Source organism: Micromonospora sp. NPDC048170, from assembly GCF_040652795.1.
Classification (GTDB): domain Bacteria; phylum Actinomycetota; class Actinomycetes; order Mycobacteriales; family Micromonosporaceae; genus Micromonospora.
In genome coordinates, this window is sequence record NZ_JBEZMR010000014.1 from 92,946 (window position 1) to 107,715 (window position 14,770).

Annotated in this window: 7 protein-coding genes and 1 CRISPR repeat array; of the genes, 6 read left to right on the forward strand and 1 reads right to left on the reverse strand. The window is 69.0% G+C overall.

Annotation, left to right across the window (positions count from 1 at the left end):
- Positions 1 to 313 precede the first annotated feature (313 nt).
- From AB0D32_RS19315 to AB0D32_RS19335, 5 genes are all read left to right on the forward strand, one after another.
- Positions 314 to 3,244, forward strand: a complete 2,931-nt coding sequence (locus AB0D32_RS19315; RefSeq protein WP_357091557.1) for an AAA family ATPase — start codon at positions 314 to 316, stop codon at positions 3,242 to 3,244.
- Positions 3,245 to 3,382: 138 nt separating this feature from the next.
- The gene (locus AB0D32_RS19320) at positions 3,383 to 3,526 is read left to right on the forward strand and encodes a hypothetical protein (protein WP_357091559.1); all 144 of its coding nucleotides are present in this window, start codon (positions 3,383 to 3,385) and stop codon (positions 3,524 to 3,526) included.
- 172 nt (positions 3,527 to 3,698) lie between these two features.
- The gene (locus AB0D32_RS19325) at positions 3,699 to 7,304 is read left to right on the forward strand and encodes a S8 family serine peptidase (protein WP_357091563.1); all 3,606 of its coding nucleotides are present in this window, start codon (positions 3,699 to 3,701) and stop codon (positions 7,302 to 7,304) included.
- Between the two features lie 26 nt (positions 7,305 to 7,330).
- Positions 7,331 to 7,960, forward strand: a complete 630-nt coding sequence (locus AB0D32_RS19330) for a hypothetical protein (protein WP_357091565.1) — start codon at positions 7,331 to 7,333, stop codon at positions 7,958 to 7,960.
- A gap of 372 nt (positions 7,961 to 8,332) precedes the next feature.
- Entirely contained in the window at positions 8,333 to 8,650 is a 318-nt protein-coding gene (locus AB0D32_RS19335; protein WP_357091568.1) for an amphi-Trp domain-containing protein, read from the forward strand.
- Between the two features lie 332 nt (positions 8,651 to 8,982).
- Here AB0D32_RS19335 and AB0D32_RS19340 read toward each other — a convergent pair whose 3' ends face one another.
- A complete protein-coding gene (locus AB0D32_RS19340) occupies positions 8,983 to 10,389 on the reverse strand; it encodes an MFS transporter (RefSeq protein WP_357091570.1) in 1,407 nt (468 codons plus the stop codon).
- Between the two features lie 949 nt (positions 10,390 to 11,338).
- Between AB0D32_RS19340 and AB0D32_RS19345 the strand changes: the two genes are divergently transcribed.
- Positions 11,339 to 11,938, forward strand: coding sequence for an NB-ARC domain-containing protein (locus tag AB0D32_RS19345; protein WP_357091573.1), 600 nt, complete (start codon positions 11,339 to 11,341; stop codon positions 11,936 to 11,938).
- Between the two features lie 177 nt (positions 11,939 to 12,115).
- Positions 12,116 to 14,765: a CRISPR direct-repeat array (repeat unit 28 nt; unit sequence CTGCTCCCCGCGCACGCGGGGGTGATCC).
- Positions 14,766 to 14,770: the final 5 nt, after the last annotated feature.

Here is a 14,770-nt window from a genome sequence, read left to right on the forward strand (position 1 = left end):
CGCGTCATCGCCGCCGGCGTCTCGGAATCGAGATCCGGTGTTGTGTCCACAACGCACAGACGACCACGCGGTGGCCGCCTCGCGTCCACACCTTCCGACCAGTGGCATCCCACACGGCGGCTGCCGTACTTGGCCGATGCTTACTGCTACCACCGAAGTGAGCCGGAGCCGTCGGCCGAGTCTGCCCCGGGAGATCCGACTGGCCGTTGACAGCGCAGGCCCGGGGTGCGGGATTGTTGGCGGCATGCCTGGACACGAGGCCTCCTAGCAGCAAAGATCCGGTAACCGGTCGTTCATCGGCGAGGGGGTCTGGGTGCGGATCCGGCATGCCACCGGCGAGGGAGGGCTGCCGGCCTTGTCTGCTCCGGTGTTTGTGGGGCGGGAGCGTGAGCTGGCGACGTTGCGCGGTGTGTTGGCGGTGCCGCCGTTTGTGGTGTTGCTGGAGGGAGAGGCCGGGGTCGGTAAGAGCCGGCTGTTGCGTGAGTTTATGGAGTCGGCCTCCAGCGGGGGGCACCGTAGCTTGGTTGGTGTCTGTCCGCCGCTGCGTGAGCCTTACACGTTGGGGCCCGTGGTGGACGCGATCCGTGAGGCGACCGACACCCTCGCCGGGCCGGGGCTGAGTGGGCTGGCCGGAGCGTTGCGACCGCTGTTTCCCGAGTGGGCTGCCGATCTGCCTCCGGCGCCGGATCCTCTGCCGGATCCGAGTGCCGCGCGGCACCGGTTGTTCCGTGCTCTGGTCGAGTTGATCGGTTGGCTCGATGTGACGGTGTTGGTGCTCGACGACATGCACTGGGCTGACGAGGCGACGATCGAGTTCCTTCTCTTCCTAATGTCGCGTCCGCAGCCGCCGGTGAACGTGGTGGTGACCTATCGGCCGGGGGAAGGCCCCGACGATGGGATGCTGCGCCGGCTCTCGTCCCGTCTTCCCGCGTTCGGGCTCAGGCTGCGGCTGGACCCGCTGAGGATGGATGAGACCGGTGCCTTCGTTTCCTCGATGTTGGCCGGTGAACCGGTGTCGGCGGAGTTCGCGGCGTTCCTGCAACGTGGTACGGAGGGGTTGCCGTTGGCGTTGGAGGAGACGGTGCGGTTGATGCATGACCGTGCTGATCTGGTGTGGCAGCGTGGTGAGTGGGTGCGGCGGCCGTTGGCCAAGATTGAGGTGCCTCCGACGATTCGTGATGCGGTGCTGGAGCGGGTCGTCCGTCTGGACGCTGACACCCGCACCGTGTTGAACGCCGCGGCCGTGCTGGGTGACGCGTCCGATCACGGCATCTTGGCAGCGGTGGCCGCGCTGCCGGAGGAGCGGTTCGCTGCCGGGCTGGCCGGGGCGCTCGTCTGCGGGTTGTTGCTGGAGGATCCGCGCGGCCTGGTCTCCTACCGTCACGGGCTGGTCTGTCGGACGGTTTACGAGCAGTTGGCTTCGCCGGAGCGGCGGCATCGGCATCTGCTGGCGGGGCGGTCGCTGGAGAGCGTCACGCCGTTGCCCGCCATCCAGCTGGTGCGTCATTTCCGCGAGTCCGACCAGCTCGATGACTGCTGCCGGTATGTGGAGCAGGCGGTGGAAACATGCATCTTGTCCGGTGATGCGAATACTGCCAGTAATCTGCTGCATCGCCTGCTGACCAGTTTTGCGCTGCCGGCGGGGGTGTTGGTGCGGTTCGTCGGCATGCTCACTGCGGTTGCTCGGCCGCATCAGATCGCCGACGTGATCCGGGTCTTGGAGTCGGCTCTACCCGGGGAGGGCCTGACCGCGCAGGAGCGCGCGGACATGCACTTCCAACTGGCCCGGCTGCACAGGCTCACCTCGAATTACCGCGAGGCTCGACGGCAGATGGCGCAGGTCACTGAGGACCTTCCGGCGGACTCGTACCAGGCGGTCCGCAGCCGGCTGTTTCTCGCCACGCCGCTCGGCGACGTGCGTCCGGGCGCGGAGCACCTGCGCTGGTTGCGGGAGACCGTGATCCCGGCGACGCTCACGCCCGAGGAGCGACTCATAGTAGCCGGTGATCGGGTCATCGCCTCGATGCTGCTCGGCCAGGAGGCCGACGTCTGGGCCGAGGTCCGCCGGTTGCCGGAGCGGCCGACAAATCCGTCCGAGGCCAACATCATCGCAACGATATCTATAAATGTAGCCGAGGCGGCTGCGCACTGGGGCCGTTACGAGCAGGCGCGGGACTTGATCGTGCGGGCGTTCGGCATGGCGGCTGAGTACGAGCTGCCCCATCGTCACGCACTGGTCTCGGTGATGCAGGCGCGGTTTGACTGGCTCACCGGCCGTTGGGACGGTCTTGCCGAGCGGCTGCAGGAGCTGATCGAGGACGAGGCAGCGCCGACCCACGGGCGTAGCGAGGCGGCGATGCTCGCCGGCCTGCTCCATGCGGCCCTTGGTCATGATGCCGCCGCTGAGCAGCATCTGCTGGCCGCGCGGCAGGACGGTGAGCGGCGCAACGCTACTGAGCGGCTGGTCGAGTCGGCGGTGGGTCTGGCCGCGTTGCGGGTCTCCGCCGGTGAATTCGAGGCGGCGTTGCTGCTGACCGAGGAGTCGGTGGAGATCACGGTCGGCAAGGGAATCTGGTTCTGGGGCGCCGAGGTCCTGCCGGTGCGCACTCAGGCGCTCATCGGCGCGGGCCGGGTCACCGAGGCGGCCGGCCTGGTCACGGCGTTCGACAGCGTCCTGGGCGAGGCGAACGCTCCGGCAGTCCGTACGGCGATCGTGTTGTGTCGGGCGTTCGTGGCTCAGGCGAAGGGTGACCCGGTCCAGGCTGCGTCCCTGTTCGGCCAGGCGGCGCAGGCGTACGACCGCCTGCCACAGCCGTACCTGGCCGCCCTGGCCCGGGAACACCAGGCCGGTTGCCTGCTGGCCTCCGGCCGGGAGGAAGCCGGACACATCCTGCTCTCGGAGGCCCTGGACACCTACTCACGGCTTGGTGTCGCACATCGCGTCGACGCGATACGCGAGATCCTCCAGCCACAGCCCGCCCCGGCACGCCGCCCCGGCCGGCCGAGCTACGGCGATCAGCTCTCCCCGCGCGAGCGCGAGGTCGTTCGGCTGGTGGTCGACGGCCAGACCAACCAGCAGATCGCGGCCGCACTGGTGGTGTCCCGGGCAACCGTGGTCAGCCATCTACAGTCGGCGATGCGCAAACTGCAGGTCAACTCGCGCACCGCGTTGGCGGTCAAGGCAGTGCGCCTTTTCCCGTCTGATGATGCAGGTCACGACCGATCTGGAGAGCCCGGGGACTGATGAGGGCGAGGCTCGACGCTGTCGAGGAAACCCCGGCCGCGATGAATAAATGACGCCCGTGCCCGCGCATCGCCCCGGCAATTAGATCATGATGTCGCACGATCGATCGGCGGTCGTTCCTGACCCAGACTCTGTGGCATGTCCAGAGCGCACATCGCACCGGCGTCACCGGGGAGCGAGTCCGGCGACGACGATCACGCTTCCGGCGACCCCCGGCAGCCGGAGGCGGCGCGTACTGATCCGGTCGACGAGGAGTCGGACGGCGAGTACGAGCCGCTGTAGGTATCGGTCCACGAGACGCGTCCGTGGGGCGTCGTACTGCCCAGATCAGGCGGACGGCATGCCTTGCGGGTTGTGATGCGTGCTCTCTCCCGCAGGAGGATGGAGACCCCCCATGAGAAACCTCAGGCGACGTCTCGTCGCCCTGATCACAGCTGGAGCAGTCCTCGGGATTGTGACTCCAGCTGTGGTCGTCAATCCGGCGGTGGCGGCGCCGCCCACGTTCGCGGGTACGCAGCTGCCGCTGTCCGTGCCCGATGATGTGCTGAAGTTGGTGGCTGGTTCTTCGGCCACCGTGCCGTTGACGCTGATCACCGGTGACGTCGTTCACGTCGGTCTGTCGGCGCAGGGCAAGCTGGTGGTGCGCGAGGTCGAGGCGGCGCCCCGCGAGGGCGGGGCCGGCGTCGCGTTCCACACCATCACCCGTAAGGGAAGCACGTACGTTGTGCCCAATGACGCGCTGTCGTCGGTGGGTAGTGGCCTGTTGGACTGGGGCCTGTTCGATGTCGCGAAGCTTGCCACGGTGGCGGCGGCTGGCATCGTCGGCCAGGTGCCGACGCTGATCACCTACACCGGCAAGGCCGCTGCGCGCTCGGCTGCCCCCAAGGCGGTGGCCGGCGCGTCCATGGGCCGGGCTCTGCCGAGCGTCAATGGTCAGGCGATGATCGTCAAGTCGGGCGGCCAGTGGTGGCGTGAGGTGAAGGCCAAGAGCGACACCCGGTCCGCGGCTTCGGCCCGGGCGGCGGGCCCGCTGGCGGGGGTGGGGAGGATCTGGCTCAACGAGCGGGTCTCGATCGCGCTGGAGGATTCGGTGCCGCAGATCGGCGCCCCGGCCGTGTGGGCGCGTGGTTTTGACGGCTCGAACGTCACCGTGGCGGTGCTGGACAGCGGCATCGATGCCACCCATCCCGACGTGGCCGGCCGGCTCGTCGACAAGGTCGACTTCACCAACAGCAGCTCTGAGGCCAAGGACCTTCACGGGCACGGGACCCATGTCGCGGCGACCATCCTCGGCACCGGCGCGGCCTCCAACGGGCTGCGCAAGGGCGTGGCGCCCGGGGCGAAACTCCTGGTGGGCAAGGTCTGCGACGAGACGGGATCGTGCCCAACCGACGCGATCATCGCTGGAATGGAGTGGGCCGCCCACTCCCAGGCGAAGGTCATCAACATGAGCCTGGGGGGAGGGGCCACCGACGGCACCGACCTGTTGAGCCAAACGCTGAACAACCTGAGCCGTACGACTGGGAAGCTCTTCGTGGTGTCGGCGGGCAACTCCGGCCCGGCGAAGGGCACCGTCGGGGCGCCGGGGGCGGCCGATGAGGCGCTGACCGTCGCCGCGGTCGACAAGGAAGACGAGATGGCGAGCTTCTCCAGCCGTGGCCCGCGGGTGGGCGACGGCGAGGCCAAGCCTGACATCGCCGCGCCGGGGGTCGCCATCGTGGCCGCCCGCGCGTCGGGCACCGCGATGGGCACGGTGGTCGACGACCACTACACCTCCGCCAACGGCACCTCCATGGCAGCCCCGCACGTGGCCGGTGCCGCCGCGATCGTCGCCAGCAAGTACCCGGACCTCACCGGGCCGCAGATCAAGGCGCTGTTGATGAACCGCGCCACCGACCTCGGGCACGACGTCGACGCCCAGGGCGTCGGCAGGGTGGATCTGGCCGCCGCCGTCGATCCGGTCATCGTCGGCGCCGGTAGCCTCAGCTTCGGCCGGTACGAATATCCGCACTCGCCGGTGACCCGGACGCACACCTACACCAACTTCACGGATCAGCCGATCACCCTCAAGCTGTCCACCACCATGGCGAACGGTGAGCAGCCCGCGCCGGCCGGGCTGCTGACCCTCAGCTCCTCGGAGCTGACCGTCCCCGCCAAGGGTTCCGCCGACGTCACGGTCACCATCAACGGCGGTGTTCTGGGTGAGGCCGGACCGTACGGCAGCTTCAATGGGAAGCTCACCGCGCACGACAGCGCCGGCAAGCTACAGGCCGGCGCGCGTATCAACACGTTCCTGGAGCCGATCCGCCACGAGCTGACCGTCAAGGTCATCCCGCCCACCGGTGCCGTCGACTTCACCTACGGCAGCGCCGTTTTCGCCCCCATGGACGACAAGACGGACCTGCACGAGAATCCGGTCACTGTGCCGGGCGATGCAAGTTTCTCCGCGCGGCTGTATGACGGTGTCTTCAGCGTGGGCCTCTACGTCTCGTGGAAGGACTCGGCCGGGCGGCAGCACGCAGCTACACCGATGGTTCCCGAGGTGAACCTCACCAAGGCCACCTCCGTCACCCTGGACCTGCGCAAGGCCAAGCCGGTCACCGTGCAGGGCCTGCCGGCGACCGAGACCTTCAGCTCGGCCAGCCGCGTCGAGCGGATGTCGGCCAAGGGTGACTGGGGGTTCTCCGCAACGTTGTCGGCGTCCTACGGCGCTTACGACAGCACGGCGTGGGCGCTGCCGACCGGTCCCGTCAAGACCGGCACGCTGCACCACAACACCTACAGCACGCTCGTCACCCCGGTGGTCACCATGACCGCGGTCGGCGGCGGTACACCGATCGACCTCAATGCCCGCTACTACACCCCGAACGCCCGGGTGTTCGCTACTGCCCAGATGTGGACGGAAGGGGAGAATCGCAATAGGCGTTTCGCCTCGGTCCCGGTTCCGCGCCTGGGCACCCGGGGGATGGTCGGTGTGGTTCACGCCGGAGCCGGTACCCCCGAGGAGCTCGCCGGGGTCGGTGCTCGCGGCAAGCTGGTGCTGCTCACCCCGACCGATATCTGCACCATTGACGGCTGCGAGTTCGAGGCTCTGCGTGGGCGGGTCGCGGCGGCGGCAACGGCCGGTGCGATCGGTGTGATGGTGGCGGGTCCGGCCGGGATGACCCGGCTGACCATACCGCGTTACAGCTTGATCGAGTGCCCCGCTGGACCCGACAGCTGCCCGGCGCCGGAAGCGCTCTTCGCAGTGCCGACCGTCTCGGTTCCGGCGGGCGAGGCCGACCGGCTGAGCTCACGGCTGAAGGGGCGGTCCAACGTCCAGATCAAGGTTGGCGGCGCGGCCAAGCCGGAGGTCTACACCCTCTCGTTCCACACCGCCGGACGGATCCCGGACCACCTTCCCTACCGGGTGAAGCAGCGCGACCTGACGCGGGTCGAGCACCGCTTCCACGCCGACCAGCCCGGCTACGTCTCGGCGCTGAAGTGGGGGCCATGGGCCCGCTCGCAGCCCGACCCGGTGGCGCTGCCGCTGCCGACCGTGGAGACGCGCGACACCCTGACCACCTTCGCCAACCGCCAGGCCGACACCATCAACCGGTTCATGCTCGAGTGGTCGGACTATGTAGGCACCGGGGAGTCGAGCGTCCGCAAGGAGATCCAGGAAGCGGTACTGGGCAAGAGCAACGCGGTGCGCTGGAACACCGGGCCGACCGTTCCGGGGGCGCTCTCGGTGGTCCGCACGGCCTCCGGCTTCACGCTGGACAGCGGGCTGCCGTGTGTGGGTTGCCGCCAGGGCGACACCTTCCTCCCGAGCATCCTCGCGACAAGTAGCGGCGGTGCGCGGCAGACCATCGCCGGCATCGTCAACACCAGCGGCACGTTGGGTCGGAGCAGCCTCGTAGAGCAGATGTTCGGGGTACGGGAGTGCCTGAACTGCGATCTCAGCCTCTACGACTCCTCCGGCACCGAGTACGAGCAGACCTTGCGCAAGCTCTCCATCGGTCTCGGCAGCGCCGGCTCCGGCCCGGGGTCCGCGACGACGTCCGGAGGACGGCGATGACCACCGATTTGAGAAGGGACATTGAGGTGACCGAGACGACAGCGCTACCTGTGGCGCAGCCGGCCCGCCGGCGCCGTTCGGGCCTGGCGGTAGCGACGCTGGTCGTGGCGGGACTGTTCGGGCTGGGCTGCGCGATCAGCCCCGGCGAGGCTGTCACCTACGACATTCCGGCGGAGTCGGCCCGGTACACGTTCGAGGCGGAGACCAACGGAGTGAAGACGCAGTGGGAGTACACCTCCGCCAGGCCGACGGCCGGTGACGCCCCGGAGAGCCAGCCCTGCATGGGAGAGGCCATCGGCATCCAGGGTGAATGCCGGCCGGAACCGCTTATCTTCCTGCGCTACGACCTCGGTCTGGAGTTGGACAACACGGTCAAGGCCAGCAGCGACCACCGCATCACCATCACCGGGTACTACCAGGAGCGGCTGAGCACCCCGCCGACGGTGACCAAGATGCAGGTCGAGGTGAGCGTGGACGGCGGGAAGACCTGGCAGCCGGCGACGGTGTCGGCGAAGGGCACGAACACGTTCGGCGTCACGATCCGGAATCCCCGCAAGGAGGACGTGCCCGGCCCGGTGTCGCTGCGGATCACCGCCTCGGACAGCCAGGGCAACACCGTGAAGCAGACCATGCCGGCGGCGTACCGGCTGAGCTGATCCGTCCCCGCCGAAGAGGTGTCCCCGGTCTCGGCCGCGGACACCTCTTCGTTTTCCCTGGGCCTGCGATTCCGCTGGCCAGCGCCCCTACCCGGTGCGGGCCAGCGGCGTCTGTGCGGTGGTGCCCGGCGTACAGTCAGACGGCGTCACGGCCCTCGGCGCTCGCACTGGCCTGCTGCCCAGGCGGAGGAAACGCAGGATACGCACGAGCGCGGTGGACGCCGCTCGCCGACCCGGCACCCGCGACCTTGCCTGACCCACCTGGCCGCGATCCGCCGGGCTCTGCCACAGGTCGGCCACTTTTCCACCGCCGCTGGCCGTTCGGGACGCCCCTCACTCGGCCCGCCCTTGATGAAATGAAAGCATGACGGCATGGATATCTACGAGGACGCCCGGACCGTGTCTCGGGCGGATCTGGCCGCCTGGCTTCGCCAATTGGCGAGCCAACTGGAGACCACCGGGCACCTTTTCTACGGCGCTGCGGGTACGATCGCCGTCGCTGACCAGGTGCGGTGCGAGCTGGAGGTCGAGCAGGAGGGCAAGGACGAGTTCTCGGTCGAGATCGAGTTCTCCTGGGTCAACCCGAAGGCCGTTGAGGCGGTCGAGCCCACCGCCGAGACGGGGGCCGCCCGGGAGACCGAGGCGAAGACGGGAGCACCGGATACGGCGGAGAGTTCCACCGCCGAATAGCACGGTGCGACGGCGCTCCGAAAGCCCACGCACATGACCGCTTACCTGGGGTAGCGAACGGCCTTGGCCTGGGATTACTCCCGGGCCAAGGCTCATCTCGCTCATGGCCCCATTGGACACCCCGCCCGCTCGTCACCGTCCGGCCTGGGCCGCCGCGCACTGCTCGGCGGGGCAGCCTCCGTCGCCGGTGTTGCGGCGCTGGCCCCCTTGGACGCGCTCGCCGAGGTCCGCGCAGGCCACTCCCGACGAGCGTCGCGAGCCCCTCTTGACGCCCAGGCCCGTCGATCACCGCCCGGACATGTCCAACTGCCCAGCGGCCGCAGTCGCGTCGCTCACGTCGCGTTTTGCGGGGTTCCGGTTCCCGCCTTGGCGGCCAGCGACTCCTCAGCGGCTGGGCCCTCGGCTGCCGGAGACGGTGTGGCTCGGGCGGCGGCGATCGCGGCCTGTCCGGACGGCACCATGATCGCCACGATCATCACGGCGATGGTGGCCAGGCCAGCCACGATCAGCAGGGTCTGGACGCTGATCACGTCGGCCAGCGGGCCGAACACCACCATGCCGATCGGGGTGGCCAGGGCCATCACGATGCCGACGTAGCTGAACACCCGGCCGTGCTTCTCCGGCTCCACCGTCTCCTGGATCAAGGTCATGAACGGGGTGGAGAACAGGGGAACCGCGAGCCCGAACAAGAACATGAAGCCGTAGAAGACCCACAGGTTGGTGCTGAGGCCCATCGCCACGGTGAGGATCGCGAAGCCGAAGGTGGAGATCAGGATCAGTCCGATCCGGCTGCGCTTGGCCAGCCAGGTGGAGATCAACGCTCCACCGAGCACCATTCCTACGCTGAACGCGATCTCCAGTACGGCCAGCATCCACTTCTCGCTACCGAAGGTACGGGCCACCATCAGCGGCGTGACGAACGACGGCGCGACGGTGAGCATGAAGATGATCGCGAAGACCAGCAGCAGCCAGCGGACGATCCGGTGGGTCCAGATGTACCGCATGCCCTCGACCAGGTCCTGTCGATAGGTCGTCGTAGCCTGGGTCGCCCGATCCAGGGTGGGCACCGCGACCAGGGCCAGCAGCCCGATGCCGATCACGGCGGTGATCACGTCCAGGAAGAAGACCGGCACCACTCCGAAACCGGCGTAGATGGCGGCAGCCACCGCCGGAGCCAGCAGGGCCATCGCGGAACTGATGGTCTGGAACATGCCGTTGACCCGCATCAGCTGGTCGGCCGGCACGATCTGCGGGATGATCGCCTGCACCGTCGGTGTCTGCACCCCGGCCCCGAACGAGCGGACCGCGACCGCCAGCAGGATCACCCACAGGTCCGTGATGCCGTTCAACATCAACAGGGCCAGGACCAGCGTCGCCCCCGCGATACCCGCATCGGCGATGATCGCCAGCGTCTTGCGGTTCATCCGGTCGGCCAGCACCCCGCCAAAGATCGACACGACACCCTGGGGGGCGAACGCGCAGACGGCGTAGAGCGCGATCGCCAGGCCAGACTTGGTCTCCAGCGTGACGTACCACATGACCACGTACTGGACGACCATTGAACCGAACAGCGACGCGGTCTGGCCGGACAGAAAGAGCGCGACGTTGCGTTTCCAGTGTGCGGATGCCGGCACAGGACTGGTCTCGGGGACAAGGCTTGTCTCGGGCACGGTCTCCTCAATCAGGGCAGTCGGCGGCGCCGGCAAAGATAACCACAGGGTGTGACACTGTCGGGGCACTGACGAACGACCCAGCTCCGTTCGAAAGGTCCGTTCACTCGTACGTCGGTGAGCACTCGCCCAATCAACCCCACCGGACGCCGTCCGGGCGGAGCCGGAGTTCAGCCTGGTGAGGCAGTTCGCTTCCCGGCACCTGTGAAGGCTCCCATGACGCGCGCCCAAGACCATACCGGCGCCAGGGTGCTGTGGCTCGCAAATTAACTGAGAGCAGCGCTGGCCGCCGCCCATCTACCCAGGGTGCTTTTCTCGCTGGACCTTGAGGTACGTTACTCCGCTGGGATGAGGTACCTCCGGCTTCAGCGAGCAGTCCTGAGCCCGCGCTTCCCGCCTGCTCACCCCCGCGTGCGCGGGGAGCAGACTTGTCGACCAGGGGCTCAAGCTGCGCTTGTCCCAAGTCCCCTTCCTGGACGAGGTCGGCGCCTGCACAGCCGGTTCGGCGACATGTTTCATTGGCAGATTCCGATGCTTATGATGCGTACGGACGGAGGCGCCATTTGGGCACGGCCGCTGACTTCGTTGACGACCTGCGCAGGCTCAAGGCCCGGTCCGGTCTGTCGTACCGGGCCTTCGAGCGGGCCTGTGGTGGCTCCGACGACGAGATCGCTTCATGGATCCAGGTCCGCCAGGCGGCGGAGCGGCACGCCGGCCGCGTCACCCCCGCCGAGGTAGGCACGGTCGTCCGTCCGGCCGGCATCAGCCCAACACCGCCCTGCCTGCTGCCGCCGAGGCCGCACCGCATCGTCGGACGCGACGCTGACACTGAGGCCGCCGCCGCTACGCTGACCACCGCCCGGCCTGGGCTGCGCGTCCTTGCGATTACTGGACCTGCCGGCGTGGCAAGACGGCCTTCGCGGTTCACTTCGCGCGCGCGGTCAAGGACAAGTACGGCGACGGCCAGCTCTACGCGCACATTCGGGGCACCGACGACCACCCGGTCGACACGCCGGCGGTGCTGGCCGGCTTCCTGCGGGCGCTCGGGGTCGCCGGCGGGTCTGTTCCCGCCGACCAGAACGAACGCCTGCACATGTTCCGCACCCTCACCGCGCGCCGGAACATCCTGGTCGTGCTCGACGACACCGCCGGGGCGTGGCAGGTCCGTGATCTCGCCCCGACCGGAGACGGGTGTGGGGCCGTCGTCACCAGCCGGACCAGCCTCGCCGACCTCGACGCGACCCGTCACCCGTTCACTGCCCTGCGCCCGGAGCACGCCGTCGAGCTTCTGGCAGACATGATCGATGTGGAGCGGCCCGGCGTCGACATGGTGCTCGCCCGAGCGGTCGTCGAACGGTGCGACCGGCTGCCGCTGACGGTCTGGATCGCGGGCGCCTGCCTCGCGACGCGGCCTCACCTGACGCTGGCGGACATGAACGCCGCGTTCACGGAAACGCATCGGCGTCCCGACGCCCGCGCAGTCGGGGAGGTCGCGGTCCGCGCCAGCCTCGCGACGACGCAGCGGGATAATCGTCCTGGCCTGGAGTCTGATTGGCTACGGTTGGGCCACGGCACTCAACGTCCTGATCCTCGCCTACGGCGACCGATCACCATCTAACAACCTCGACCACACAACAGGCCCAAACACGGAAATCGACACACTTCCGCATTCCTCTGATCACTCACTCCTCTAAACTGCACGCAGCACTTGTCGCCTAGCTCAGGAAAGATGATCATGCAGGAGCTAGTGAAGGAAAACCGCCCTGTTGATCTTTAGCGCCGCAGGTCAGCAAGTCTGCTCCCCGCGCACGCGGGGGTGATCCGGCCATTTTTGGTCGTACCGGTGGAGCGTCTAGCTGCTCCCCGCGCACGCGGGGGTGATCCCGATATGTTGCCACCTCGGTCACGATGAAAGAGCTGCTCCCCGCGCACGCGGGGGTGATCCGACGCTGCCAGCAATTGCAACGTCATTCGTCAGCTGCTCCCCGCGCACGCGGGGGTGATCCCGTCGCACGGTAAGAACCGTAAAACCTGGCCGACTGCTCCCCGCGCACGCGGGGGTGATCCCACAGTGACGCAACTTGAGCGGAGTGCGCGACGCTGCTCCCCGCGCACGCGGGGGTGATCCTCCACACGGTAGCGTCGACTGATGGGTTAGTGACTGCTCCCCGCGCACGCGGGGGTGATCCCGATTCGATAATCGCCACACCGGCGGCAATATTCTGCTCCCCGCGCACGCGGGGGTGATCCTCGAGCCTTCCGCCGGCTGCCCGACTTGCGCCCCTGCTCCCCGCGCACGCGGGGGTGATCCCTGTCCCAGACCCTCACGGCCCGTTTCCTGGCCCTGCTCCCCGCGCACGCGGGGGTGATCCGGAGGTCGCGCGGATCGTCGACGGGCTGCGGGACTGCTCCCCGCGCACGCGGGGGTGATCCGTCGGAGACGGAGCCGGAGCCGACGCCGGAGACCTGCTCCCCGCGCACGCGGGGGTGATCCTGACGCGGGTCTACGCCATTCCCGATTGACGTCCTGCTCCCCGCGCACGCGGGGGTGATCCCGATTCCGACGCCCGTCACGACAACAGGCAGAACTGCTCCCCGCGCACGCGGGGGTGATCCGGACCTCACCATCGTTCGCGTGTACGACCACGACTGCTCCCCGCGCACGCGGGGGTGATCCGTCCACCTCGTGGGGCACCGGTATCGAACAGCACTGCTCCCCGCGCACGCGGGGGTGATCCGCGGTGAGTACCGAGCAGCCGAAGCCGGGTCTGCTGCTCCCCGCGCACGCGGGGGTGATCCGCACTGGCAGACCGTGATTCCGGAGCGTGGCCACTGCTCCCCGCGCACGCGGGGGTGATCCGCGACTCGCCATCGGCGGATACGACCCGGCGCACTGCTCCCCGCGCACGCGGGGGTGATCCGTGAACGGGTATCGCGGCTGCGGTTCCTTGTCGCTGCTCCCCGCGCACGCGGGGGTGATCCGGCGTCGCGGGTCGCCCCCTGCTTGGCGGCCACCTGCTCCCCGCGCACGCGGGGGTGATCCGGGCCAGGACGTTCCGCCGGACCCTGAGTTTCTCTGCTCCCCGCGCACGCGGGGGTGATCCGACACCCCGGAGACCGCCGAGATCGCCCAGATTCTGCTCCCCGCGCACGCGGGGGTGATCCGTACCTCGCCGGTGTCAAGCTGAGCGTTTCGGACTGCTCCCCGCGCACGCGGGGGTGATCCTTCTAAACTTGGCCGGCGCTCTGTTCGGTGGTGCTGCTCCCCGCGCACGCGGGGGTGATCCGCCCTGACCGCCGGCAACCTGGCCGCGCTGTGCCTGCTCCCCGCGCACGCGGGGGTGATCCCAAGCTGAACCGACGCATCGCCGAGGCGGACCTCTGCTCCCCGCGCACGCGGGGGTGATCCCCCAAACCCTTGTGGATCTTCCACGTTCCGTAACTGCTCCCCGCGCACGCGGGGGTGATCCCCGGGCTCAGAGTCAGTAGGGCAGTAGCTACGTCTGCTCCCCGCGCACGCGGGGGTGATCCCCGGAACACCTTGCACCCGTGGGAGGGCAGCACCTGCTCCCCGCGCACGCGGGGGTGATCCCCAGACGCCGCGCAGGAAGCCGTACGCCGGAATCTGCTCCCCGCGCACGCGGGGGTGATCCCCAACCGGATCCGCGCGCTCGCCGAGCAGATCACTGCTCCCCGCGCACGCGGGGGTGATCCGTCGCAGCCCCGCCCGCGCTATCTCAAGTCCGGCTGCTCCCCGCGCACGCGGGGGTGATCCGGACACGGCCGGCTTGCCCGGTGGCCTCATGCCCTGCTCCCCGCGCACGCGGGGGTGATCCGCTGTTCGCGGAGCTGGGGGCGCAGGCCGAGATCTGCTCCCCGCGCACGCGGGGGTGATCCCCTGGGGGACCTGTTCCGCACCCTGGTGGAGATCTGCTCCCCGCGCACGCGGGGGTGATCCCTGCTGCGCACTGTCGCCGGCACTACCCGTCGCCTGCTCCCCGCGCACGCGGGGGTGATCCGGTGTGCCCGTGGGAGCTGCGCCGGACGGGTCGCTGCTCCCCGCGCACGCGGGGGTGATCCGCGCAAGCCGCCCACGCTCGACGTGCCGGCATCTGCTCCCCGCGCACGCGGGGGTGATCCGGGGTCCCCGCGGCGGGACACGGCGAAGGCTGCCTGCTCCCCGCGCACGCGGGGGTGATCCTCCTGTGCGGCCGGTGGTGGAGGAATGGCGGAACTGCTCCCCGCGCACGCGGGGGTGATCCATCGCGGCGAGCGAAATTCTTACGGCAAACCCGCTGCTCCCCGCGCACGCGGGGGTGATCCGCTGCCCAGGCCGCGCTGGCAGCCGCACTTGCCCTGCTCCCCGCGCACGCGGGGGTGATCCTCCTGTGCGGCCGGTGGTGGAGGAATGGCGGAACTGCTCCCCGCGCACGCGGGGGTGATCCATCGC

What these genes read in the sequence shown, in the direction of transcription:
- AB0D32_RS19320 (WP_357091559.1), top strand. Translation starts at nt 3,383, where the DNA reads ATGTCCAGAGCGCACATCGCACCGGCGTCACCGGGGAGCGAGTCCGGC.
- AB0D32_RS19335 (WP_357091568.1), top strand. Translation starts at nt 8,333, where the DNA reads ATGGATATCTACGAGGACGCCCGGACCGTGTCTCGGGCGGATCTGGCC.